General features: G+C 46.4%; 23 protein-coding genes and 2 tRNA genes. 11 read left to right on the forward strand and 14 right to left on the reverse strand.

The window, feature by feature from the left end; all coding sequences use genetic code 11:
• Positions 1-241 precede the first annotated feature (241 nt).
• Together ACLHG7_RS03545 and ACLHG7_RS03550 are read right to left on the reverse strand one after the other, a co-directional pair.
• On the reverse strand, positions 242-1,228 hold the full coding sequence (locus tag ACLHG7_RS03545) for an alpha/beta fold hydrolase (protein ID WP_410209692.1): 987 nt from the start codon (positions 1,226-1,228) through the stop codon (positions 242-244).
• A gap of 180 nt (positions 1,229-1,408) precedes the next feature.
• A complete protein-coding gene (locus ACLHG7_RS03550; protein WP_410209693.1) occupies positions 1,409-3,235 on the reverse strand; it encodes an ABCB family ABC transporter ATP-binding protein/permease in 1,827 nt (608 codons plus the stop codon).
• Positions 3,236-3,462: 227 nt separating this feature from the next.
• On the opposite strand from ACLHG7_RS03550, the gene pgsA reads away from it, so the two are divergent.
• Positions 3,463-4,047 carry a CDP-diacylglycerol--glycerol-3-phosphate 3-phosphatidyltransferase gene (gene pgsA, locus ACLHG7_RS03555; protein ID WP_114897566.1) on the forward strand — a complete coding sequence of 195 codons (585 nt, stop codon included), beginning with the start codon at positions 3,463-3,465 and terminating at the stop codon, positions 4,045-4,047.
• 50 nt (positions 4,048-4,097) lie between these two features.
• Here the strand turns inward: pgsA and ACLHG7_RS03560 are convergent, their stop codons facing one another.
• From ACLHG7_RS03560 to recN, 5 genes are all read right to left on the reverse strand, one after another.
• Positions 4,098-5,333 carry a mechanosensitive ion channel family protein gene (locus ACLHG7_RS03560; RefSeq protein WP_410209694.1) on the reverse strand — a complete coding sequence of 412 codons (1,236 nt, stop codon included), beginning with the start codon at positions 5,331-5,333 and terminating at the stop codon, positions 4,098-4,100.
• 59 nt (positions 5,334-5,392) lie between these two features.
• Complete coding sequence (locus ACLHG7_RS03565) at positions 5,393-6,034, reverse strand: phosphatase PAP2 family protein (RefSeq protein ID WP_410209695.1); 642 nt, start codon at positions 6,032-6,034, stop codon at positions 5,393-5,395.
• Positions 6,034-6,510, reverse strand: coding sequence for a Holliday junction resolvase RuvX (gene ruvX / locus ACLHG7_RS03570; RefSeq protein WP_410209696.1), 477 nt, complete (start codon positions 6,508-6,510; stop codon positions 6,034-6,036). The genes ACLHG7_RS03565 and ruvX overlap by 1 nt, the downstream gene beginning before the upstream one ends.
• The gene (locus tag ACLHG7_RS03575) at positions 6,503-7,081 is read right to left on the reverse strand and encodes a YqgE/AlgH family protein (protein WP_410209697.1); all 579 of its coding nucleotides are present in this window, start codon (positions 7,079-7,081) and stop codon (positions 6,503-6,505) included. The genes ruvX and ACLHG7_RS03575 overlap by 8 nt, the downstream gene beginning before the upstream one ends.
• 281 nt (positions 7,082-7,362) lie before the next feature.
• Complete coding sequence (gene recN / locus ACLHG7_RS03580) at positions 7,363-9,015, reverse strand: DNA repair protein RecN (RefSeq protein ID WP_410209698.1); 1,653 nt, start codon at positions 9,013-9,015, stop codon at positions 7,363-7,365.
• Positions 9,016-9,414: 399 nt separating this feature from the next.
• Here recN and ACLHG7_RS03585 point away from each other — a divergent pair, with 399 nt between their 5' ends.
• The 4 genes from ACLHG7_RS03585 to ACLHG7_RS03600 all read left to right on the forward strand — a co-directional run bounded on the left by ACLHG7_RS03585 (position 9,415) and on the right by ACLHG7_RS03600 (position 12,769).
• Entirely contained in the window at positions 9,415-9,732 is a 318-nt protein-coding gene (locus tag ACLHG7_RS03585; RefSeq protein WP_410209699.1) for a pyrimidine/purine nucleoside phosphorylase, read from the forward strand.
• Between the two features lie 370 nt (positions 9,733-10,102).
• Positions 10,103-10,861, forward strand: coding sequence for a TerC family protein (locus ACLHG7_RS03590; RefSeq protein ID WP_410209700.1), 759 nt, complete (start codon positions 10,103-10,105; stop codon positions 10,859-10,861).
• 195 nt (positions 10,862-11,056) lie between these two features.
• A complete protein-coding gene (rlmB, locus tag ACLHG7_RS03595) occupies positions 11,057-11,815 on the forward strand; it encodes a 23S rRNA (guanosine(2251)-2'-O)-methyltransferase RlmB (RefSeq protein ID WP_410209701.1) in 759 nt (252 codons plus the stop codon).
• Positions 11,816-11,854: 39 nt separating this feature from the next.
• A complete protein-coding gene (locus tag ACLHG7_RS03600; protein WP_410209702.1) occupies positions 11,855-12,769 on the forward strand; it encodes a DMT family transporter in 915 nt (304 codons plus the stop codon).
• 91 nt (positions 12,770-12,860) lie between these two features.
• Here ACLHG7_RS03600 and ACLHG7_RS03605 read toward each other — a convergent pair whose 3' ends face one another.
• The 7 genes from ACLHG7_RS03605 to ACLHG7_RS03635 all read right to left on the reverse strand — a co-directional run bounded on the left by ACLHG7_RS03605 (position 12,861) and on the right by ACLHG7_RS03635 (position 19,387).
• Positions 12,861-13,244, reverse strand: coding sequence for a carboxymuconolactone decarboxylase family protein (locus ACLHG7_RS03605; RefSeq protein ID WP_410209703.1), 384 nt, complete (start codon positions 13,242-13,244; stop codon positions 12,861-12,863).
• A 41-nt stretch (positions 13,245-13,285) separates the two neighbouring features.
• Positions 13,286-14,161 carry a PhzF family phenazine biosynthesis protein gene (locus tag ACLHG7_RS03610; protein ID WP_410209704.1) on the reverse strand — a complete coding sequence of 292 codons (876 nt, stop codon included), beginning with the start codon at positions 14,159-14,161 and terminating at the stop codon, positions 13,286-13,288.
• A gap of 39 nt (positions 14,162-14,200) precedes the next feature.
• Positions 14,201-14,809: a dephospho-CoA kinase gene (coaE, locus tag ACLHG7_RS03615; RefSeq protein WP_410209705.1), complete on the reverse strand. Its 609-nt coding sequence runs from the start codon at positions 14,807-14,809 to the stop codon at positions 14,201-14,203.
• 148 nt (positions 14,810-14,957) lie between these two features.
• On the reverse strand, positions 14,958-15,845 hold the full coding sequence (locus ACLHG7_RS03620; RefSeq protein WP_410210374.1) for a prepilin peptidase: 888 nt from the start codon (positions 15,843-15,845) through the stop codon (positions 14,958-14,960).
• A gap of 8 nt (positions 15,846-15,853) precedes the next feature.
• On the reverse strand, positions 15,854-17,080 hold the full coding sequence (locus ACLHG7_RS03625) for a type II secretion system F family protein (protein ID WP_410209706.1): 1,227 nt from the start codon (positions 17,078-17,080) through the stop codon (positions 15,854-15,856).
• A 163-nt stretch (positions 17,081-17,243) separates the two neighbouring features.
• The gene (pilB, locus tag ACLHG7_RS03630) at positions 17,244-18,953 is read right to left on the reverse strand and encodes a type IV-A pilus assembly ATPase PilB (protein WP_410209707.1); all 1,710 of its coding nucleotides are present in this window, start codon (positions 18,951-18,953) and stop codon (positions 17,244-17,246) included.
• 125 nt (positions 18,954-19,078) lie between these two features.
• Complete coding sequence (locus tag ACLHG7_RS03635) at positions 19,079-19,387, reverse strand: DUF1653 domain-containing protein (protein ID WP_410209708.1); 309 nt, start codon at positions 19,385-19,387, stop codon at positions 19,079-19,081.
• Between the two features lie 111 nt (positions 19,388-19,498).
• Between ACLHG7_RS03635 and tpiA the strand changes: the two genes are divergently transcribed.
• The 6 genes from tpiA to nusA all read left to right on the forward strand — a co-directional run bounded on the left by tpiA (position 19,499) and on the right by nusA (position 23,459).
• Entirely contained in the window at positions 19,499-20,305 is an 807-nt protein-coding gene (gene tpiA / locus ACLHG7_RS03640; RefSeq protein ID WP_410209709.1) for a triose-phosphate isomerase, read from the forward strand.
• Between the two features lie 16 nt (positions 20,306-20,321).
• Entirely contained in the window at positions 20,322-20,669 is a 348-nt protein-coding gene (gene secG / locus ACLHG7_RS03645) for a preprotein translocase subunit SecG (RefSeq protein ID WP_410209710.1), read from the forward strand.
• A 29-nt stretch (positions 20,670-20,698) separates the two neighbouring features.
• Positions 20,699-20,783 (forward strand) — tRNA-Leu (locus ACLHG7_RS03650).
• 137 nt (positions 20,784-20,920) lie between these two features.
• Positions 20,921-20,997: transfer RNA gene (locus ACLHG7_RS03655), tRNA-Met, on the forward strand.
• A 276-nt stretch (positions 20,998-21,273) separates the two neighbouring features.
• Positions 21,274-21,870 carry a ribosome assembly cofactor RimP gene (locus tag ACLHG7_RS03660; RefSeq protein WP_410209711.1) on the forward strand — a complete coding sequence of 199 codons (597 nt, stop codon included), beginning with the start codon at positions 21,274-21,276 and terminating at the stop codon, positions 21,868-21,870.
• 113 nt (positions 21,871-21,983) lie between these two features.
• A complete protein-coding gene (nusA, locus tag ACLHG7_RS03665) occupies positions 21,984-23,459 on the forward strand; it encodes a transcription termination factor NusA (protein ID WP_410209712.1) in 1,476 nt (491 codons plus the stop codon).
• Positions 23,460-23,641 lie beyond the last annotated feature (182 nt).

The raw sequence follows: 23,641 nt of genomic DNA on the forward strand, positions 1-23,641 counted from the left end.
CTCCCTAAAACACTTAAGCTACTGTTTTACTTACTTATTTCTAAGCCAGTCACCGTCGCTGTGGGGTGCATTCTATACATTCCACATCAACTGTCAAACCCTTTCTTCTCTTATTTAATCAAGTGGTCAGTTTGTAGGCGAAAACGTACGGCTTTGTACGTTTTCGCCTTATTTGCATTCAAGTTGGAGGTCTACTCTAATCCTGAGACTAGATTGAGTAAAATAAGAATAACGGGGGTCGTTATGAAGAAATTCTGATTTGAGAGGTTTCAGCTTTAGTATCTGCCAAAAACTCACCGAGCACTCGCGTAAATTTGACAGGCTCTGTAATCAGCGGCGCATGGCCTGAACGCTCAAACGGAATCACCTTTACATGTTTGGCATATTTGGCAATTTGCATTTGTCCACGTGGATCATAGAGCTGAGACTGCATGCCGACGATCTGAGTAATGGGTGTTGTGCAGTCTTTCAAGCTTTCGCGGTAGTCATAGCCCTCACCAGTATAGGCCGCAAAATAAGTTTGAATATCTTCAATCTTGGTCAATGGCAGCCTATTGCTAAACGGCAACAGCCCAAGCAATGCCAATTTATACCAAGGCTTTTTAGCTGTCTGTCCACTGAGCATCAGAATGATGTTTTCTATTTTATCGACAATATCACCTTGAAACTTCGCCGGAATATCACCGAGATAAGTCGCCAACGGGTAATGAGACAACAATTCTGCTGCTTCACGCATGTTTTGGAAAAGCTCTGATTGCCGCTCGCCCACAAGTCCATACGACCAATTATCTTGGTTACGGATACACGGTGATTGGTCGATATGCAGATAACGTTTAACCAGCTCAAACTGACCTGCGCGCTGAAGATGCATCGAGGTCGTTGCACCCAATGAATAGCCTACCAGCAAGATGTCTTTTAATCGGTAGTGAGCGATTAGATCCTGAATATCTTCCATATGATTCTGAAAAACATCAGCTTGATTAAACGGTACATGCGATGAAAGACCTGCTCCGCGCAAATCCGGCATATAAAAACGATATTGATGGGCATAGCGCGCAACAAAGGGGAGCCAATGACTGGCACTCATACCTAGACCGGGCAACATCAATACCGACTGTCCCATCGTTGTACCAAGCACCCGTACCTTGAGATAGTGACCATCACGCAAAGGAACTGATGCGGTATGGTTAAGTTCATTCAAGATCGAACGGAGGACGGTCAACGGCATGATGTATATCCATATAACTGGTGCGAGTGTTTATATGACACTCAACAAAAAAAAGACAGCGTGAAAGTTTATTGCTTTAACTGTGTTTTGTTAGAAAATACTTCTTTTAAATTTCAGCCCGAATACTATAAGGAATATTTATCGGACGCTGTGTTTATAAAGCGTAAAATTGAGTACCCGTCAATCGCGTTCCGCTTGCTGTTGTCGCCACATGGCGGCGTACAAACCATCTAAACGTAACAACTCTGCATGTGCACCTCGCTCCATAATCTGCCCATCTGCCATCACCAAAATTTCATTGGCGTCAATAATGGTCGATAAGCGATGTGCTATCACTAGCGTGGTTCTACCACGACTCACCTCACGCAGATTCGCCTGAATTTCACGTTCAGTATGCGTATCGAGCGCGCTTGTTGCTTCATCAAATAGCAAAATGGCCGGATCTTTCAAAATCGTTCGGGCAATAGCGACTCGTTGCTTTTCACCGCCAGACAGTTTCAAGCCGCGTTCACCGACCACTGTATTGTAGCCATCGGGCATCGCCAAAATGAACTCATGAATATGTGCCAGCTTAGCCGCATGCTCAATCTCTGCGGTCGTTGCGCTCGGATCACCGTAAGCAATGTTATAGCGAATCGTGTCGTTAAACAGTACCGTATCTTGAGGGACAATTCCTAAAGCAGCTCTTAGGGTTTCTTGTGTCACCTGACGAATATCTTGCCCATCCACTAAGATCGCACCACCGTTCACATCATAAAAACGAAATAACAAACGACTCAACGTCGACTTACCCGCACCCGAAGCCCCAACTACCGCAACAGTCTGCCCTGCTGGAATACTAAAACTGACGCCTTTGAGAATCTCTCGCCGAGGATCATAGCCAAATTGGACATTTTTGAATTCGACCTGACCCCCATTGACGCGTAAAGCAGGGGCATTGGCCACATCCGCAATTTCACGATTAACGCCGAGCAGCTCAAACATTTTTTCCATATCGGTAAAAGCGCGCTTGATGGCGCGATAAACAAAGCCAAGGCCGTTTAGCGGCGCATAGAGCTGGAGCAGGTAGCTGTTCACCAAGACAAAGTCACCGATGCTCATGGTGCCCGCTTGAATACCTTGAGCCGCCATCCACATCATGATCGTCAGACCAATCGAAATGATAAAGCCTTGCCCGACGTTGAGAATCGAAAGACTAGATTGACTTTTAACGGAGGAATCTTCGAGTTTCTTGAGTAAATCATTGTACTTTTTGGCTTCCAGCGCCTCATTCCCAAAGTATTTCACCGTCTCAAAATTGAGTAATGAATCGATGGCCTGTGTATTGGCACGGCTCTCATCTTCATTCATCTCCCGATAAAACTTGGTGCGCCATTCGGTGATGGTAAACGTAAACACAAGGTATGCCGCGACCGTCAGCAAGGTAACCAATGCGAACCAGCCATTGAATAACTTCCATAGAATGATCGTGACCAACCCAATTTCAAACAGGGTTGGTACTAGGCTAAATAGCAAATAAGACAAGAGCGTATCAATCGCACGTGTGCCGCGTTCAATAGAGCGATTCACCCCGCCTGTCTGGCGCGATAAATGAAAGCGCAGCGACAAATGATGTAGGTGATCAAAAACCTTCACCCCTACCACCCGAATAATATGTTGCTGGACGCGAGCAAAAACCGTATCACGCAGCTCAGCAAACATCAGTGCCATCACTCGCGTCAAACCATAGGCCACAATCAGCGCCACAGGAACGATTAAAATCGCGGGATTTTTTAAACTCAGCGCATCAACCGCGTGCTTATAAAGAATCGGTAAATAACTGGTTGTCAGCTTGGCTGCAAATAATAAAACCAGCGCCGTCACCACGCGGGCGCGCAGTCCCCACTCACCTTTTGGCCAGAGGTAAGGCAATAAACTTTTAATAACCGCAAAGCCACTCATACCTTGATAAGGTGTTGGCGAGATCGTTTCCGTTTTCTGCGGGCTGGGCTGCTGGGCGCTGTTCAAAATAATCTACACATCATAAAGTGCTGAGCTTCTGTTAATAAGGGCAGTTTTTGATAAATCGAGCCTTGAAATAAGATTTTTCTCATCCGATCATCTGTCTGCTATGATGACGGCTAGGCATCCGTTCAGATATTGGTTTAATGACATCACTTGCTTCTGTAGAAATGGATTTTTTATAAACTAAAAGCCCTGCTGTCAGCATTTGAAAAAAAGCGCGAGGAACATCCGTGACCGGTAAAATACTAAATATTCCAAATATCCTCACGCTATCGCGTGTTGCGCTGATTCCCGTTTTTCTCTTGATCGCTTATTGGCCACCCGCCATTGGCATTGCGGGTCACACCGGAAGCCTTACTCGCCACATTGTCTTGGCTGGTTTATTTGCGCTTGCCGCAATCACCGACTGGCTAGATGGCTATCTGGCGCGCGTCATGGATCAAAGCTCTGCCTTTGGTCGCTTCCTTGATCCAGTGGCCGATAAACTGATGGTTGCAGCAGCTCTCGTTGTTCTCGTCCAATGGCAACCCAATATTTATATGGCCTTTGCCGCGATTGTGATCATCTCACGGGAAATCACGGTATCTGCTCTACGCGAGTGGATGGCGGAATTGGGCAATCGCGCAAGCGTCGCCGTGTCATGGGTGGGTAAGCTCAAAACGACCTTTCAGTTGATTTCCATTACGGTGTTTTTATTAAACTTAGATGCTTTGTCAATCGTCTCTTACGTTCTGCTGTATATCGCAGTCATTCTGACCCTGTGGTCCATGATGATTTATTTACGTGCCGCGTGGCCATATTTAAAAGAAAAATAACATCAATGAAACGTTAAAGCCCTCTATCATGAGGGCTTTAACGTTTTGTATTAGTCATCAACATCCGCCGCCATGGCGGATGAGCGAAATGCGGCTTCACGGACATCAATCCCCGTGGGTTTTTGATAATGCCTGAGGCCAAACTCCGGCAAGATCGCATATAGGTGATCAAAAATATCTCCCTGTATACGCTCATAGCGTACCCAAGCCGTGGTCGAGGTAAAGCAATAGACCTCGATTGGAATCCCAGCCCCCTCACTGGCCAACTGCCTCACCATGCATGGCATGCTACGATGAATATCCTTGTGGGTATCAATATAAGCCTGCGCATAGGTTCTAAAACTACCCAAATTGGTCAGGCGTCGTTGATTGACAGGACTCGCTTTGCCTAGGGCTTCGTTCCACTCCAGTAATTCTTGTTTCTTGGCACGTATATAACGATCAAGCAGACGAAATTCAGCAAATTTCTGCGTCTCTTCCGCAGTAATAAAATGCACACTGGTCGCATCAATCAGTATTGAACGCTTAATCCTACGCCCTCCAGCATCAAACATCCCCCGCCAGTTCTTATAGGACTCACTGATCATGCGCCAAGTCGGAATCGTAGTAATCGTCTGATCAAAGTTACGGACCTTAACGGTATGCAGGCTGATATCAATGACATCGCCATCCGCACCAGCGGACGGCATTTCAATCCAATCCCCGATACGCAGCATGTCGTTTGAGCTGAGCTGCACACTGGCCACAAAACCTAATATCGTGTCTTTAAACACCAAGAGTAATACAGCGGATAACGCACCCAGTCCTGATAAAAGTGGCCATGCTTCGCGTTGGGTCAACGTCGCAATGATCACAACAACGCCAATCATATAGACCAGAATATTGATAAGTTGCAGATAGCCTTTAATCGGTCGGTCGGTCTTATGATGTTGCAACCGCTCTGCGGCGATCAGCACCGCACTGATGGCCCGCATCAAAAACAAAATGATGATCGCCATCGCAAAAGAACTGAGGCGCTCTTCGGCACGTTCAGAAAGATTCGGTACGTACTCAAGTCCATTGTAAAAAATCAGTGGTGGAATGATACGGGCAAAGCGCTTAAAGACCCCTGCTTCAAATAACACATCATCCCAGAGCCATGGCGTCCGTTTTACAATCAGGCGAATGAGGGGCAACACGAGACGACGAAAAAAGATACCGACCAGCCATGCACCGAGTAAGAGTGCAAATATGCAGAGCCATCTTTTTGCAACCGGTTGCTGCCAGATTGATAAAACAAATTCCATTAAACGAGACCTATGGTTTTATCGGTGTAAGGAAATATGACACAAAGTTTCTTTTTTCATTAAATTGATCGACACATCCAGCGATATACAGCCGTTACCCATGCAATACCCAGTACCCAACCAGCCACCACATCGGTTGGGTAATGAACGCCCAGATAAATGCGCGACATCCCCATAAGGACAAACCATACCACACCGACAATAACGCACGGCCAGCGCCAGACTGTTTTCCAGCAAACCCATATCAGTACTGTCGCCAAAGTCGCAGCATATAAACTATGACCGCTGGGAAATGATGCTCCATAGTCTTGTACTAGCCTTGGCCAAAGCTCGGGTCTGGGGCGATTGATGAGCAATTTTAAGGACCAACCCAACACCACTGATCCGATCATTGAAACCCATAGAAAAGTGAGCTCTGTCCGCCATGACGATTTGATGAAAACACTATAACTGGTGAACAAGGCCAACAGAATGACGCAGGCTGGTAAGCCCCCTAAATAGGATAGTCCGATGGCAACCCGATCAAAAAAGGGATGAATGAACTGATGAACAGACCCCATGATGGACTGGTCAACGTCCAGGACGTTTTGTGTCAATACGCCGCAACTGATCAGAATCATGACCAACCACTGCAGAATCAATAGACAAAGGCTCAGCGTCCCGTGGGTTTTTTTCACGTGATTTAAATCACGTGAATCCATTAGGGTAGCACTCCCACAGGCTCACGAAACCAGCTTTCAATAAGGAGTACTGCAGCCATCGAGTCCGCAGCAGGCGCTTTGCCCTTACGCTGATTGCTCACCCGGCGTACATCTTCCCGTGCCTCGCGTGTGGTGAGTCGCTCATCAACCATCCACACCGGTTTATTTAAACGATGTTTGACACGGCGGGCAAACTTTCGCGCGCGTAAACACAACTCTGACTCACTGTCATCCATGTTCAACGGCAATCCAACCAGACATATATCGGGCTGCCATTCTGCCAATACCTTATCCAGCAGAACCCAATCCGGGATGCCGTCTTTCATCGGAATCAAAGACAACGGCGTCCCCGTCCCTGTCATGGATTGACCAAACGCAGCGCCAGTCTTTTGTGTCCCAAAATCAAACGCCACAATCCGCTGAATCTGAATCGGAGCTTCTTGCTCAAGTTTCCCCTGACCCTGCAAATCAGGCATGACCCACTTCGCTAGATAGCCAAGGTGAATTCACGCCAAATTTTGCCGCTGCGGCCGACCAGCGCTCGTCATAAGGCAGGTTAAACAGCAGCTCCATATCCGGCTCACAAACCAGCCAATCTCCACGCTTCAACTCCGCCTCAAGCTGACCGGCGCCCCAACTGGCAAAGCCCAGCATAATCTGATAATTCCCGACACCTTCATTATGAGCAATCGCCTCAAGAATATCTTTGCTCGTCGTAATACAGACATTTTCACTGACCGCAATCGAAGAATGCCAAACTGGCTGACCGGTATGCAGGACAAAACCGACTTCAGGTCGCATCGGTCCGCCTTGCAAAACAGCGTGCGGATTAACCAAATCAGAGACAATCTGTAAATCAGACAACAGTTCACTGATCCCGACCGTACTTGGACGATTGAGTAAGAGTCCCATTGCCCCCTCCTCATCATGACGTGCGATATAGATGAGCGAGTCAGCAAAGAAATCATCATTTGCAATCGCATCAGAGTCACGGGGTGCGATCAAACAACGATGGGTTAGATTCTGATGCAAGAGTGTTTTGGGCATAGAAAGTATCCATAAAAAATGAAGATGAATGCAGCTTATTAATCAATAAATGGTGCAACATTTCAGCTTTTACAAGTTTAAGAACGCCTAAAAACGGAAAAACATCAACAAAACACAATAAAACTGATGCATATTTTGCGCCATCCGTGGTGCATTTGGTCGTAAATAAGGTATTGATCAAAAAAAGCGATCTCATCTTACTTTAAGAGCAAAATGAGATAAAAACCAGACCAATTAACAATTTAGTCGAGATTCAACTGCTAAATTCTTACACGACTGGATCAAACCGATTGAAGTAAGCTACGCGCGTGCGACAAAGTCGCTTCATTAATCTCGACACCACCCGACATACGGGCCAATTCGCTGATGCGCTGATCCTGACTCAGTTCGCGAAGACTGCTTGCCGCCTGCTCACCCTGCTGTTTTTCGACCAATACATGCTGATGCCCCTGAGCAGCAACCTGCGGTTGATGCGTGATACACAAGACTTGCACTTGCTCACCCAGATTGCGCAGTAAACGCCCGACAACCTCAGCGGTGCCACCACTAATCCCAACATCCACCTCATCAAAGACCAGCACTGGCGCTTCAGCATAAGCGGCGATCATGACCTGCATCACCAGTGCAATCCGTGACAACTCGCCACCCGAAGCGACTTTAGCCAGCGGTTGCAGTGGAATACCGCGATTGGCACTGAAGAGTAATCGGATTTGACTTAAACCATTTACACTGGCAACAACAGGGGTAAACTCAAAATCAAAACGTGCCTCAGGAAGTGCCAGAGGTTTAATTTGTGTCGTGAGTTGCTCAATCAGCGAAATAACTGCTGTTTTACGCGCCTGATCAAGCGCCAATGCAGAAGCTTGATAAGCTTGCTCCGCTTGGGTCACTTTCAACTGTAGCGAGTCGCTATCGGCTAAACCATCCAAAGTCTCTAGCTCGCGACTCCAGCCCTCAAAATCTTGTTTCAAGGATTCGGGAGTGGTGCGATATTTCCGAGCTAAGCGATGAAACTCACCCAGACACTCGTCCACTTGCGCAAATCGTTCTGGATCTAATACTTGCTCATCCGCAAATTGACGTAAGGTGGAAACGGCTTCTTGTAGCTCCGTTTGCGCGGACTCAAGGCCTGTCGCTACTGCCGCCAAGGATTCAGCACGACCAGACTGGGCTTGTGCACGGCGCAGCAAAGAACCCAGTTTAGACAGTAAATTATCTTCACCCTCATCTAAGCCCTCAAGCAATACTGCAGAATCCTGCATCATGCCTTCGAAATGGCTAAGTCGATCATGTTCCTGTTCAAGCTCGGCATAGTCATGTTGCAGGAGCGGTTGCACATCTTCAATCTGGGCATTCAGCACGTCTTGACGCACCAGTAATGCTTCGCGCTCAATCAATGCCCGTTGTTGTTGTTTGACGAGGGTTTGCCACTCTTTATATTCCGTACGCACCGCATCCGCTTGCGGTTGTAGCTGTGCTGCGGTATCCAACCAATGCATGGGATACTCAGCTTTTAGAAGTTGCTGTTGACTATGCTGCCCATGCAGTTGAACCAGCAAATCGCCAAGTTCGCGCAGTTCCGCCAAACTGGTTGGCGTGCCATTAATCCATGCTTTACTGCGTCCTTCAGCCAAAATCACTCGCCGTAATCGAACCTCAAATTCATCATCGATATCCAGTAGCTCGCGCTCACCCAACCATGCTCTAGCAGCCGTACTTTTATGCAGATCAAACTGAGCGGTGATATCGGCTTTATCCGCACCAAAACGTACGCTTTGCGCATCCATCCGCTCTCCCAGACACGCAGATAGTCCATCCAGCAAAATTGATTTCCCCGCACCGGTTTCGCCGGTCAACACCGTAAAGCCCGCATGGAGATCCAAGGCGACATCACGCGCTAATGTAAAATTCTGCAAATTTAATCGGGTCAGCATGGATCAACCAGCCTCTAAAAATGAAAGCGAAATACTTAAATAGACCATGTACAGCTTGAAAGCGGCACTCAAACACATTAAATCCAAGCGAGCAACATTAAATTACTACGTGCTTTGCAAATGACGTTATCTGCATGTTACACCAGCCTCATCGAAAATAAAGCGAATCAAATGGAGCATCACCAAACTTGAACAGGATGATCTTATCCAATTTCATGGCATACACGAAGTACCATAAAATACCTTGCAGATAATATTTCAGCCAGAGGGAAATTGACGGTTAACAAGAGTGTGATCGATTTATCATATCGATCAGATATTCTGATCATCAAACCCCGTGGATGACTAGTTCTCATGAGCCGAGATTGCTAGAATACGCCCATCAATATGGAGAGTGTTATGGGCCCCGCGCAATTCGATCAAGTTAGTGTGATCAAAAAATCTAACGTCTATTTTGACGGCAAGTGTGTCAGTCACACGGTTTTATTTGCTGATGGCAGTAAAAAAACAATTGGGGTTATTCTGCCTTCAACACTCACCTTTAATACCGGTGCTCCTGAGCGCATGGAAATCATTTCCGGCGAATGCCAAGTGAGACGTCCAGGCAAAGCCACTGAGCAGTTCCGTAGCGGCCAATCCTTCTTTGTTGATGGCAACAGCAGCTTTGAAATTCAAGCCTTGAGCATTGTTGATTATGTTTGCCATTTTGAAGGTTAATGCGCTGACTTACTGATCAGCCGTTCGTTGAGCCGTATTTTGGAAGGATCATGTTGTTTTTCGAAATACGGCAAATTCAGATTGAGCCAACTCCCTGATAAAAATAAAAGCGCGGCCGTAGCCTTACGCATCAATCCCCTTTCCCACATGTCATCCCCGTGACATCAGCATACGCTAAACTTCACGCTTCGATAAATCCGCGAAATTAGACGAGCACATTTCGACCACTCACGCGATTACTATATATTTATCGGCATCAATTTGGGATAATAAAAAAGTATGTGCGTCATTTATAAAAATAGTTTTAATTGAATCATTTAGCGTTTATTTTTTCTTTTTCCATTATGAATCATTAGCGAGAACAAGTGTTATGGATTTTTTTAGTTGGATGAGCAATCCAGAAGCATGGGTCACGTTAGCGACACTGACCGTGCTTGAAATTGTATTAGGTATCGACAACATCATCTTCCTCACAATTCTAGTTGCCAAGGTGCCTAAACCCTTGCAAAACCGGACCCGTGTGTTTGGTCTGGCCTTGGCCATGATCACTCGTATTTTATTACTGTTATCGATTTCATGGGTTATGCGTTTGACCGAGCCCTTATTTGCGATTCTGGATCACAATGTCAGCGGTCGCGATCTAATTTTGATATTAGGTGGACTGTTCCTCATCTATAAGAGTATTGTTGAAATCTATGAAGAGACCGATGGTGAAGAAGAGCACAGCGAACTCACCACCAGTGATGCTGTACAAAAAGGCGTCTTCGCAATCGTCATTCAAATTGCCATCATCGACATTGTCTTTTCTCTCGATTCGGTAATTACTGCTGTTGGACTGTCGAATGACATTCCCGTCATGGTCCTTGCGGTCGTTGCATCGGTTCTGGTGATGATGTTTGCCGCCAAACCAATTGGTGACTTTGTCGAGCGTCATCCATCGATCAAAATGTTGGCATTAGCCTTCTTGGTCTTGGTCGGTGGCTTTCTGGTTATCGAAGGTTTGGGATTGCATCTTGAAAAAGGCTATCTCTACGGCGCTATGGGTTTCTCTTTGTTGGTCGAGCTCCTGAACATTCGCCGCCGTGGTAAGACCGCACGTCATCATCGCAAGCAGGCTCTGGGAAAATAAAATCCCTTTTGCCAGATTAAATAAAAGCCGACTACTTTTGAGTCGGCTTTTTTTATTCAAATGGTCCATTCTTTAAATATCACTTTTCATCATAATATGTTCAGGAAAGATGCGCTAAATTCGCTAGAATAGAGCCCCTATTTGCGCTTCTTATTGAATAAGCGTTTTTTTTACCGCACGAACCCAGAGTAAACCATGGCAAAAGCAGCAAAAACCGTAGAACACCACTTTGGCCTACACGCGGTTGAATCACTTCTGAGCACCATGCCAGAACAAGTCTTAGGACTCTTTGTCCTGCAAGGGCGGGATGATGAACGCCTACAAGCCTTGGTCAAACAAGCCGAACCCCATGGTATCTCTGTGCAAAAAGCCAGTCGCGATACCCTAAGCAAAATGTCCGAAGGCGCGCAGCATCAAGGCATTGTCGCTGCCGTGCGTCCCGCACCTGTCTCAGATGAAGGGGATCTAGAGCGTCTGGTTCGTTCAACACACAACGTCTTCTTACTCGCACTTGATCAAGTCACCGATCCACATAATCTTGGTGCCTGTATGCGTACAGCAGCAGCAATGGGTGTGCATGGTGTAATTGCACCACGTGATCGCGCAGCAGGGCTGACACCCATTGCACGTAAGGTTGCTGCTGGTGCAGCGGAAGTCATTCCTTTTTTTCAAGTCACGAATCTATCTCGTACCTTGGTCGCTCTGCAAGAAATGGGCGTGCAAACGGTAGGTACTATGCTGGATGAAAGTGCAAAGCCTTTACATCAAATCGATTTAACCGGTGCACTGACCATCGTTATGGGTGCTGAAGACACCGGCCTACGTCGCCTCACACAAGAGAATTGTGATCAACTGGCTTATATCCCCATGGCAGGTACGTTACAGAGCTTAAATGTCAGCGTGGCCACCGGTATGGCGATTTATGAAGCCTGCCGCCAAAGACAACCCGCTTAAGAACATCACCCTTGCATCTACATCACTCGGAGTTTTTGAGTGCAAACTATTGAATTTGATGCGACTCATATCAAACGTACACGATTGATCGGTTATTTATTACTGGCTGCGACCATGTTGATTTGGGGTAGCTTTACCCTGCTTTCACGTCTTGGTGCAACGCAATCCATGACGTCATGGGACATTGGCGCATTGCGTTTCGTCACTGCCGCCCTAGTTTTAATTCCGATCCAGATTTATCGACGTGAATGGCGCTTTTTGCTGGATTGGCGAGCATGGGTCCTCGCGATGCTTGGCGGTGTGGCCTATGCTTCCCTTGCCTACTTAGGCTTTGGCTATGCCCCAGCCGCGCATGCTGCAATCTGGATGACAGGTATGCTGCCTTTTTGGACAGCGATTGCCGCATTGATCATCCTGCGTGAAGCCATGACCCTGAATAACTGGATTAGTCTTGCCGTTATTGCTACAGGACTTACGGGGATGAGTTTGCTTATGCTTGAGCAGCATACTTTTATTCTGGGTATTGGCGATCTTTTCTTTTTTATGGCATCAATGGCATGGGGATTCTATACCGCGTTCTTAAAGCGTTGGATGTTGCCGCCTTGGCAAGCAATGGCAGGAGTTGCGATTTTATCTGCTGTGGTTTATTTACCGATTTACATGCTCTTTCTGCCCAGTAAGCTGGCGGGGGCCACGCTGCCACAAATTTTGACACAGGCGATCTTTCAAGGCATCTTTGTGGTCATTGTCGCCATGCTGACGTTTATCGGCGCGGTTGAGCGGCTGGGTGCCTTCAAGGTCGGTAGCGTACTCGCTCTGGCACCACTGCTTGCCGCGCTTGCAGCAGTGCCGCTCTTACATGAGCCTTTGTCTTTAGCACTGGTTGTCGGTTTGATTGCCGTTAGCATCGGTGCATTACAACCTTGGCGACTCTTTCAAAAAGAGAATATCTAAGATTGATGTTCATTAAGAATTAAAAAGCCCTGATTCGTCAGGTTTTTTTAATTTAATCATAATGTAACGACAACCATTCATAGCTGACGATTTATCGTGTTCTTAGCCATTCATCAATCACCTCTTGAGCCGCTCGAAATCCTTCTTGGGCCGCAGGCGCACCGCAATAGACGCTACTATGTAAAAGAACTTCCTGAATCTCACTAACCGTGCAACCATTGTTCAATGCACCGCGAATATGACCCTGTAACTCTTTGGGTGCCTTCAGAGCGACCAGCATCGCAATCGTAACCAGTGAGCGTGTGCTACGAGGCAAGCCATCCCGCTGCCATGTCGATCCCCAGCCATGCTCATTGATCCATGCCTGCATCGGCTCTGTCAGTGGTGTGGTATTTTCAATCGCGCGCTGCATAAAAGCTTCACCCATGACTTCGGTGCGCACCTTTAAACCTTTTTCTTGATCAGTTTCAGACATTGTGGAGTACTCAAAAAACTTAATTTAGACACTAAAAACATCTATCGAGGTAACGTTAAAGTACCCTCGCCCACAAAGCAAACCTGCCCACGTACCTTAACCGACCACTGCGATTCACCACTGACCGTCGCGAAAATCTCACTGGGTCTTCCCACATATTGCCCTTGTTTGAATGGGATCGTTTCATTGACCGTGGCATGTCCATGTAGGGTCATGTAGACCGCAGCGGGTCCCGCTGCACTCCCCGTCGCAATATCTTCAACCCGGCCATCATTATCCCACGTTCGTCCTTCGCGCCGGTGCACATCCAAAACATACACGAATTTTGCCCCGACTTTGGCCAATAGCGCTTCGAAGTGTTTAATAACGACTCCAGCGTGTTGCAAATTTTGACGTAGCGGCACGATTAAGTAAGGCAGACCCGTCGAAATCACCTGTAAAGGCAAATCCGGCATGAGATCGGCTTGAGTTAAATTTAGGGCGACCAATATCTCTTCAATATATTTTTCAGAAATAGGGGGCAATACTTTCGCGACTCCTTGATCCATTTCAGCCCAATATTCTCCAGCTATATGGTGACTACGGACTGAAACTTCTCCGGATTGAGTGATCAAACTCAGCATCACTTCATCTTGTTTCGGATAACTCTTGTGATGCAGATACGCCGCTGCACCAATCAGCGGATGACCCGCAAAAGGAAGCTCTTCTTCCATGGTAAAGATACGTACAGTGAACGATGGTGAGTGATCAATTTTTTGGATAAAAATGCTTTCAAATTGACGCATCTCTTGTGTGATCGACAACATCAACTCCCCAGAGATATCCTCGACTAGACTGAAGATACTGAGTCCATTCCCTGATAAAGGTTGATGTGCAAAGACATCCACCAACGCAAAAGAAATCTGTACATTTTCCATATCTAAACGCTCATTGCTAAATGATTATCTGATGGGAAATCAATGATCCTGACTCATCTCTAGATATTGTGCATGCAAGATTCGTAACTGCTGATGCAAATGCGTCAACTCCCCGTCATTCACGACCACATCATCGGCCTGAGCCAAACGATCTGTTCTGGCAATCTGCACGGCCATAATCCGATCAATCGACTCGGGTGTTTGCCCATCGCGCGCACCTGCTCGGATACGCTGCACTTCTTCAGGCACATCAACCACTAAGATACGTTGACATAGACTTGAAAGCCCAGACTTCCCCGACTCAAGCAAAAGGGGCGATACCAAAATAACATAGGGCGATGTTGCTGTTTGCAACTGCTGCGCCATCGCCACATGAATACGCGCATGGGTGATCTTTTCTAATTTCTGACGATCTTCGGGATGTAAAAATACATGTTGGCGCAGTGCAGCCCGATCCAAAGCGCCGTCGGGTTGGAGTACCCAATTACCAAACGTTTCTGCAATTTCTAATAGTGCTGGCTGACCAACCATCACCACTTCGCGCGCGACGACATCGGCATCGACCACCGTAATCCCTTGAGCTGCAAACCAGTCACTTGCAGCCGTTTTGCCACTGCCTATACCACCCGTTAAACCCACAATGAACATAGCTCAGACCTATTGATGAGAGATGCGATGAATATGCTATTGAAGCACTAAATACCACAAACAAAAATCCCCAAACCTCTCTTTGCAACAGGCTTAGGGATTTTGTCTTTATAACGGCGCACGATGTCTGTTGTCACCACTTTTACATCTAATGATACATGCCCAAATACGCAGTGATCAGTTGATTGCCCCACATCAGCGATATCCATCCAGCAATTGCAATATAGGGTCCAAATGCAAATGGCTGATTTTCTTTACGTACTTTCAATAAAACAATACCAATGATGGCACCCACAAAGGACGATAATAGAATAATCAACGGCAACTGCATGGGACCCAACCAGGCACCGAGCGCGGCAAGTAACTTAAAGTCACCATAGCCCATGCCTTCTTTGCCTGTGATGACTTTGAATAGGATGTAGACAATCCACAGTACCAAAAAACCAATGACATAGCCCCAGATAGCCTGACTCGGCGATACAAAAAGGCTTTGTGCATTGACCAGCAATCCTGCAGCAGCAAGCGGTAAAGTAATGCGATCAGGTAAATATTGGGTATCAAAATCAATACCAGTCAAAGCAATCAACGCCCAAGTGAGCCCTAAAGCGCAAAGCATTTGTAACGTTGGACCAAAGACCCAAAATACAGCGAGTGATGCCAGCATGGTCAACAATTCAACCAGAGGATAGCGAATCCCTATAGAGGCTTTACATGCGCTGCATTTACCGCGCAGCACTAGCCAACTCAGCAGCGGGATATTTTCATACCAACGGATTTTATGACCGCAGGATGGACATGTTGAAGCGGGCTGACTCAATGTCATTTTTGCAGGAGACTTCGACTCATCGAGCCGATGTTGCTCCTGCAACTCGTCATGCAAGAGCACAGAGCAATCCCGACGCCATTCACTTTCCATAATTCGTGGCAATCGGTAAATTACGACATTCAAAAAGCTACCAATGCACAGACCCAGTAATGCAATCAATAACGTACTGAGCCAAGGCATAGCAATAATCAAGTCTAAAACATCATGCAAACTCTGCATTAGATCACCGAGCCCATTTGGAAAATTGGCAGGTACATTGCAATCACCAGGCCACCCACTAACACCCCTAAAATCGCCATGATCAACGGTTCCATGAGAGCGGTTAGGCCATCCACTGCATTATCGACTTCATTTTCAAAGTGGGTCGCGACTTTATCAAGCATCGCATCCAAAGCACCAGACTCTTCGCCAATCGCGACCATTTGAATCGCCATAGAAGGAAAACGATTGGTGCTACGCATTGCAAACTGTAACTGTTGTCCAGTCGCAACATCTTCACGGATTTGCATGGTTGCATTTCGAAACAAAACATTATTGGTTGCGCCTGCTGTCGATTCCAATGCATCAATCAATGGAACCCCGGCAGCAAAGGTTGTGGCTAAGGTACGGCTAAAGCGTGCAATAATGGCCTTATAGACGAGGTCACCAAAAATAGGCAAACGCAATACTAGCTTGTCCAGAAAATCGCGGAATTTTTCGCTTTTCTCTTTGGCTTTAAGGAATAAACCGACTGACACGACGATCACAAAAATAAGCGCCCACCAATACTCCTGCATCCATTTCGACATATTCACTACCATTTGAGTGAATGCTGGCAAATCAGCACCGAATGAGCTGAACAAATCTTGAAACACGGGAACAACCTTGACCATCAAAATAATCGTCACCACAATCGCAACAATAATTACAGCTATAGGATATTTCATGGCTTTCTTGATTTTCTGTTTCAGCAGCTCGCTCTTTTCTTTATAGATTGCCACTCGATCCAGCATGGTTTCTAGCGCACCAGATTGCTCCCCTGAAGCAACCAGTGAACAGAAGAGATCATCAAAATACTGAGGAAACTTACGTAGCGCACCGGCAAAGGTATTTCCGCCTTCTACCTCCCCTTTAATGCCCAAAACCACTTCACGCATGGATGGATTATCCAATCCTTCAGCGACAATCTCAAAGGATTGAACCAAAGGCACCCCTGCCTTCATCATCGTTGCCAATTGACGCGTAAAAATCGCGATATCCATCGGCGTGACTTTTTTCTTGGAGATAAATTCCAACAAATTCTTTTGTTTTTTACGGATGCTGGTGACGTTAATCCCTTGCTTACGCAAGACCGCTTTCGCCAGAGCCATATTCTTACTGGGAATTTCTCCCTTGATTTTTTGACCCCGCCGATTGGTTCCCTCGTAGAGAAAATTCGGAATATCCTGTGCTTTATTGACGGCCATGTTCGCTCTCTTTTTAGCGTGTCATATTGAAATTAAATACCAATACGACACATCGTCCTTCATCTCTAAATTGCAGCATCCGCATGCAATCGCTCTGTCTTCATTAACGTTTTGAACTCATTTATTCATCACAGAACAGCTCCGATGCTGTTTCGTGACCGATTTATTCGCCGCCTGTAACGCGGTTTACTTCTTGCAGACTGGTCATACCTTGCATGACTTTGATCAGTCCAGAACGTCGTAAATCGTTGAAGCCTGATCGACGCGAGGCATCTGCAATATCGATCGCATTGCCTTCTTCCATAATAATCCGTGAAATCTCAGGCGTAACCTTCATCACCTCATAAATCCCGATACGGCCTTTATAGCCATCACGACATTCAGAGCAGCCAACGGGCTGATAAACTTTAAATCCGGTTGCTAAGTCCTCATCAGTAAAGCCCATTTCTTTTAGGCTTTGCGCTGGCACATCAACAGGAGTCTTGCACGCTGGGCACAGTCGCCGTGCTAAACGCTGCGCTATCACTAGATTCACTGAAGTTGCAATATTAAAAGAAGGTACACCCATATTGCGCAAACGCGTTAACGTCTCCGGAGCACTGTTGGTATGCAGTGTTGACATTACCATATGTCCGGTTTGTGCCGCTTTAACAGCAATCTCAGCTGTTTCAAGGTCACGGATTTCACCCACCATCACAATATCAGGATCTTGACGTAAGAATGCACGAAGGGCGACCGCAAAGGTTAGGCCTGTTTTTAAGTTGACATTAACCTGATTAATCCCTTCCAAGTTAATTTCAACAGGATCTTCTGCTGTTGAAATATTAGTATCCACGGTATTTAAGATATTCAAACCGGTATACAACGAGACCGTTTTCCCAGAACCGGTTGGACCCGTGATCAGTAACATCCCTTGCGGTCGCTCAAGTGCTGCCATAAATAGTGCTTTTTGAGCAGACTCATAACCGAGTGCATCAATACCCAGCATCGCACTCGACGCATCTAAAATACGCAGTACGATTTTTTCCCCATATAGAGTTGGCAAAGAGTTCACACGAAAATCGATCGCTTTAGTTTTGGAGACTTTGAGCTTAATCCGACCGTCTTGTGGCATACGCTTTTCAGAAATGTCCATTTGTGACATCACTTTCAAACGAGCCGCCAATTTAGGCGCCAATTGAATCGGTGGGCGGGCAATCTCGCGCATCACCCCATCAACACGATAGCGAATCCGATAGCTTTTCTCATACGGCTCAAAATGTAAGTCCGAAGCACCCATCCGAATCGCATCAATCAGCATTTTATTAATAAACTTTACAACAGGGGCTTCTTCCGCTCCTGCAGCATCATTGGTATTTTTATCCTCAGTCCCTTCTGTTTCGATATCCAGCTCAACATCACCACCAAAGCCGCTAAAATCAGCGGTGGTCATGTTTTCATAAAGCTTTTCAATCAGTCGCGCCAGCTTGTCCTCTTCGACCACAACCGCCTCAACCGCTAAGCGGCTGGCAAAACGGATGGCTTCCAACGCGTCAACCCGTGTCGGATCGCTCATCGCGACAAATATTCGAGAACCGCGCTTAAAAATAGGCACAACAGAAAACTGACGAACAATCTTCTCGTCTACAAGATCTTTCGGAATGAGACTCTGATCTATGGCATCAAGATCAAATAAGGAATCACCAAAATCGCGTGCAACCAACCATGCAATCTGGTCAGCTTTTGCCAATTTTTTGGTGACTAAATGCGAGATTAATGTGATTTTTTCGGTTTGAGCATCGCTGGCTGCGCGCTGCATAATTTCAGCTGTGACGATACCTTCATTCACAATCTGACGCGCTAAACCACCGAAGGATACCGCTTGTCCAGACATACACCTTCATCCATTCGTTATCAAAGACCTCACCTCCGTGAGCTTCCCGACTATAACCCACTCCGCAAGACTGTACAATCGGATAACATATCTAAATACGCATTTAAGTATCGGTCAGGATTCTATTATTTGCCAAAATTGCCCACTGGTTCACCATCACTACTGTTTACAAAATCATCAACATCTTGATCAACGAAACTAAATCGTGGAACTTGCACACCGTTTTCTAAAACAATCGACTCAATAAACATCTCAAGGGGCCTAACCCAAAGACTATAGTCATCATATAAACAGCGGTAGACCACAAGCCACTCGCGCGTTTCAGAATGTCTCGCTGTGGCTAAGACCTGATAAAACTGTCCTTTATAATGGCGATAGCGACCGTTCTTAAGCGGTTCAATCGTTGAATCTGATTTTTCTAATTCATGCTGCATATTTTTACTCCGAAATGATGATCTTAAAGAACCAAAAATAACGATCCATATTTATTCATCATCGATTTGCGCTAGAATTAACGCAATTTTGCACTGACATACGAATAAATTATGCCTACATGCGCGTCGCCCTCTTTCACCACCCGCAAACGCTGGGTCATCGGCAATTGGAAAATGAACCCCAATCTTGCTGCTGCTAAAAGTCTTGCACAAGCACTGATCACACAACTAAGCGCTATGCCTATTCAGCAATGTCAACTGGCCATTGCACCGACGCATTTGCATTTAATCACAATTAGCAGCCTCATTCAGCACACCAGCACTCCTCAAAAGATTCAACTGGTTGCTCAAGATGTTGCGACCCATCGTCATACCGGTGCATTTACGGGTGATATTTCTGCAGATTTACTGATAGATGCGGGTACGCAATGGGTGATTGTCGGCCATTCAGAACGCAGAACATTACACCATGAAGATGAAGCGTTGATCGAATTAAAACTTCGCGCGGCTCTGGATGCCGGTTTAGGAGTTATTTGGTGCGTAGGTGAAACCCTCAGTGAACGAGAATCTGAGCAGGCAGCAGCGGTAGTCACCGCGCAAATTACTGCACATACTGAACTTTTAAGTATCATCGACCCACAAAAATTTATTTTGGCTTATGAGCCCGTTTGGGCGATTGGGACAGGTCGTACCGCAAGTCCTGAAGATGCGCAGCAGATGCATGCGACGATTCGTCAGGTCCTCAGTCACATTCGACCTGCGTTAAATGAGACAAGCCTACTTTACGGCGGCAGCGTAAAGTCGGATAATGCAAGATTACTTGCCCAGTGTCCGGATATCGACGGGGCATTGGTTGGTGGTGCAGCACTTGATGCTGATTCTTTTTTGCAAATCGCCCAAGCGTTTGATATCGCTTAAGCGTGGAGATGTGAACGTGGAAACGCTGGTACTGATATTACATATTTTAGTGGCATTGGGCATGATCGGTTTGATCCTGCTGCAACAAGGCAAAGGCGCAGAAGCCGGTGCATCTTTTGGTGCAGGCGCATCAAACACCGTATTCGGTGCATCAGGTTCAGCAAACTTCCTGACCAAGTCAACTGCGGTACTGACCACCATCTTCTTTATCACCAGTCTGTCACTGGCAATTTTTGCCAAGCGTCATGCTGAATCGCTATTTAGCCTGCCGACACCAGCAACAAACTCGGCACCGGCAACACCTACGCCAGTAAATGCACCGACTCCTGCAACTATTTCGACACAGACCCCTTCCAATTCTTAATTGAATCCAGTAGACTTGTCGTCCTTCTTGCGGGGGTGGTGGAATTGGTAGACACGCTACCTTGAGGTGGTAGTGCTTAACGGCGTGGGGGTTCAAGTCCCCCCTTCCGCACCATGATATTTAGGTTTCAAAGTAAAAAGGTTAGCTGGTTGTTAATTAACCTTTTATAATCAATGAAATATAAATATCGGGCGTCAGCAAATTAAACGTTGACAGAAGGTAAGGATAGGCATACTATGCCGTCCAGTTGATGCGGGGTGGAGCAGTCTGGTAGCTCGTCGGGCTCATAACCCGAAGGTCGTTGGTTCAAATCCAGCCCCCGCTACCACTTATTTTGAAAGACACATTGAATGGACAGCACTGCTTACATTGATGTGATTTTTCTTACAGTTTCGTACAGTAGCATTCAAATCGACTATTATCGATTGCTTTCATTGTGACAGCGATCCTTTATAATAGATGGCATTGAATGAACTGTTAAAAATGGGCTTCATGCCCATTTTTTGTTTTTGTCGTTCGTGATTTATGTCTTTATGCTTCTTTCAAACGAACGGCGTGATTGAACATATTTGACGGCCGTACTTAACAAAAGTTTAGACAAACCATGAAATTATCCCAAAAAACCCAGACTTTATTTGATCTTATCCAACCCGCTGTTGCGGTGTGTGGTGTCGAACTATGGGGTCTCGAGTTCCTGCCTCAGGGTAAACGCTCTCTCTTACGTATCTATATTGATCGTCCAGATGCAGAAATCCCAGCATTACCTGCAGGTTTCTCCGTACCCGCATTGAATCCAGACCAAGATGTTGCTGATGATGTGGTCGATAGCAATGCACCGGACGAACAACTGGACGAAGATGCACCAGAGACGGGTCGCGGGATTGGTGTTCAAGACTGCGTCAATGTGACCCATCAAGTAAATGGTGTCTTGGATGTGCATGATCCAATCTCCGGTGAATATATTCTTGAAGTTTCCTCACCAGGTTGGGATCGTCCGTTCTTTACACTTGCGCAAATGCAACCTTATGTAGGTCAAACTGTACACTTAAGACTGATTGCACCCGTTGCCAATCGCCGTAAAATCACGGGTTTGCTGAAAGCACTTGAAAATGAAGTGCTCACGGTTGAGTTTGACGGTGTGACTGTCACAGTTGATGCGGATAATATTGATAAAGCCAATCTGGTGTTTGCACCTGTTTAATTCGCGTTTTGCAAAAAATTGATTGCGAACATGGATGTATGCTGTTGCTTCGTGAATGTTTTTGATTTTATAAATTTAACTCAATACTTGTTTTCTAAGATTAAAGGTGACCTATGAGTCGTGAAATTCTGACCGTCGTGGAAGTCGTCAGCAACGAAAAAGGTGTGAGCCGTGAGGCGATTTTCGAAGCGATGGAACAAGCGCTGGTTGCAGCAACCAAGAAAAAATTCTACGAACATGACGAAGTAGATCTGCGTGTATCGATTGATCGTAAAACCGGTGAATACGACACTTTCCGCGTATGGACCGTTGTTGCCGACGAAGATCACGAAATGCCTGGCCTACAAGATGCAATCAGCGATCTTGATCCGACGAAATGGAAAATCGGTGATGTGCGCGAAGAGCAAATCCCATCGATTGAATTCGGTCGTATTGCTGCCCAGATTGCAAAACAAGTCATCGTGCAAAAAATTCGCGAAGCAGAACGCGCGATGGTTGCCGATGAATATGCAGAACGCGTTGGTGAGCTCATCTATGGTGAAGTGAAAAAACAAACCAAAGACGGCTTCATTATCGACTTAGGCAATAACGCTGAAGGCTATTTGGCACGTGAAGAAATGATTCCACGTGAAGTATTGCGTGCTAAACAACGCGTCACTGCGATTTTGTTTAGCGTCAATCGTGATGGTCGCGGTGCACAGCTGTTGTTGTCTCGCTCACGTCCAGAAATGCTGATTGCCTTGATGCGCAAAGAAGTGCCTGAAATTAGTGAAGAAATCATTGAAATCAAAGGCGCTGCGCGTCAACCGGGTGTACGTGCCAAGATCGCGGTCAAAACCAACGATCATCGTATTGATGCGGTTGGCGCTTGTATCGGGATGCGCGGTACACGTATCCAAGCAGTTCAGCAAGAACTGGAAGGCGAGCGCATTGACGTGGTCATCTGGTCTGATGATCCTGCACAATATATCGCCAGCGCCCTTGAACCTGCTGATGTATCAGGTATCGTATTGGATGAAGATGCACACAGCGCGGATATCATTTTTGCGGCCAGTGACCAATTGGCACGTGCTATCGGTACGCAAGGTCAAAACGTGCGTTTGGCATCTGAATTAACTGGTTATCGCCTCGACATGATGCTCGAAGACGAATACCGCGCACGTCAACAATCTGAATCACAACAGTATGTTGACTTGTTCATCCAACGCTTGGAAATCGAAGAAGATTTGGCAACTGCGCTGGTTGAGCTTGGCTTTACTTCACTCGAAGAAGTGGCGTTTGTGCCTGCTGAAACCTTCCATGAAATCGAAGGTTTGGATGACGACACCATCGCTGCACTACAAGCTCGCGCCAAAGATGCGGCACTTGCAGATGAATTGTTACAACAAGAAAGCATCCAAGACCCTAGCGAAGAATTGCTAGCACTCGAAGGTCTGGATCGTGATCTTGCGTTTAACTTGGCAGCCCATGGCATTGTCACTGTTGACGACCTTGCGGACCAAGCCGTTGGCGATCTTGAAGATCTCGGCGTGGATACTGCGACCGCAGGTAAATTAATTATGAAAGCGCGTGAGTCCTGGTTTAACTAAGACGTAGGTCTTTAGTTCCCAGCTCTACGCTCTCGCTGAATAAGCATCATCGCGTGTAACGGGTTGTTCTTCGTTACACGCCACTACACAACTTGGAGTTGTACTGGCATGGTTTTTTTAATATGAGCGCCCAGCGCAGGTTATCTTTAAGGATGACCCCCATGATTTAACACGAATGATTT

This window comes from Aquirhabdus sp., assembly GCF_046462495.1.
Classification (GTDB): Bacteria; Pseudomonadota; Gammaproteobacteria; order Pseudomonadales; family Moraxellaceae; genus Aquirhabdus.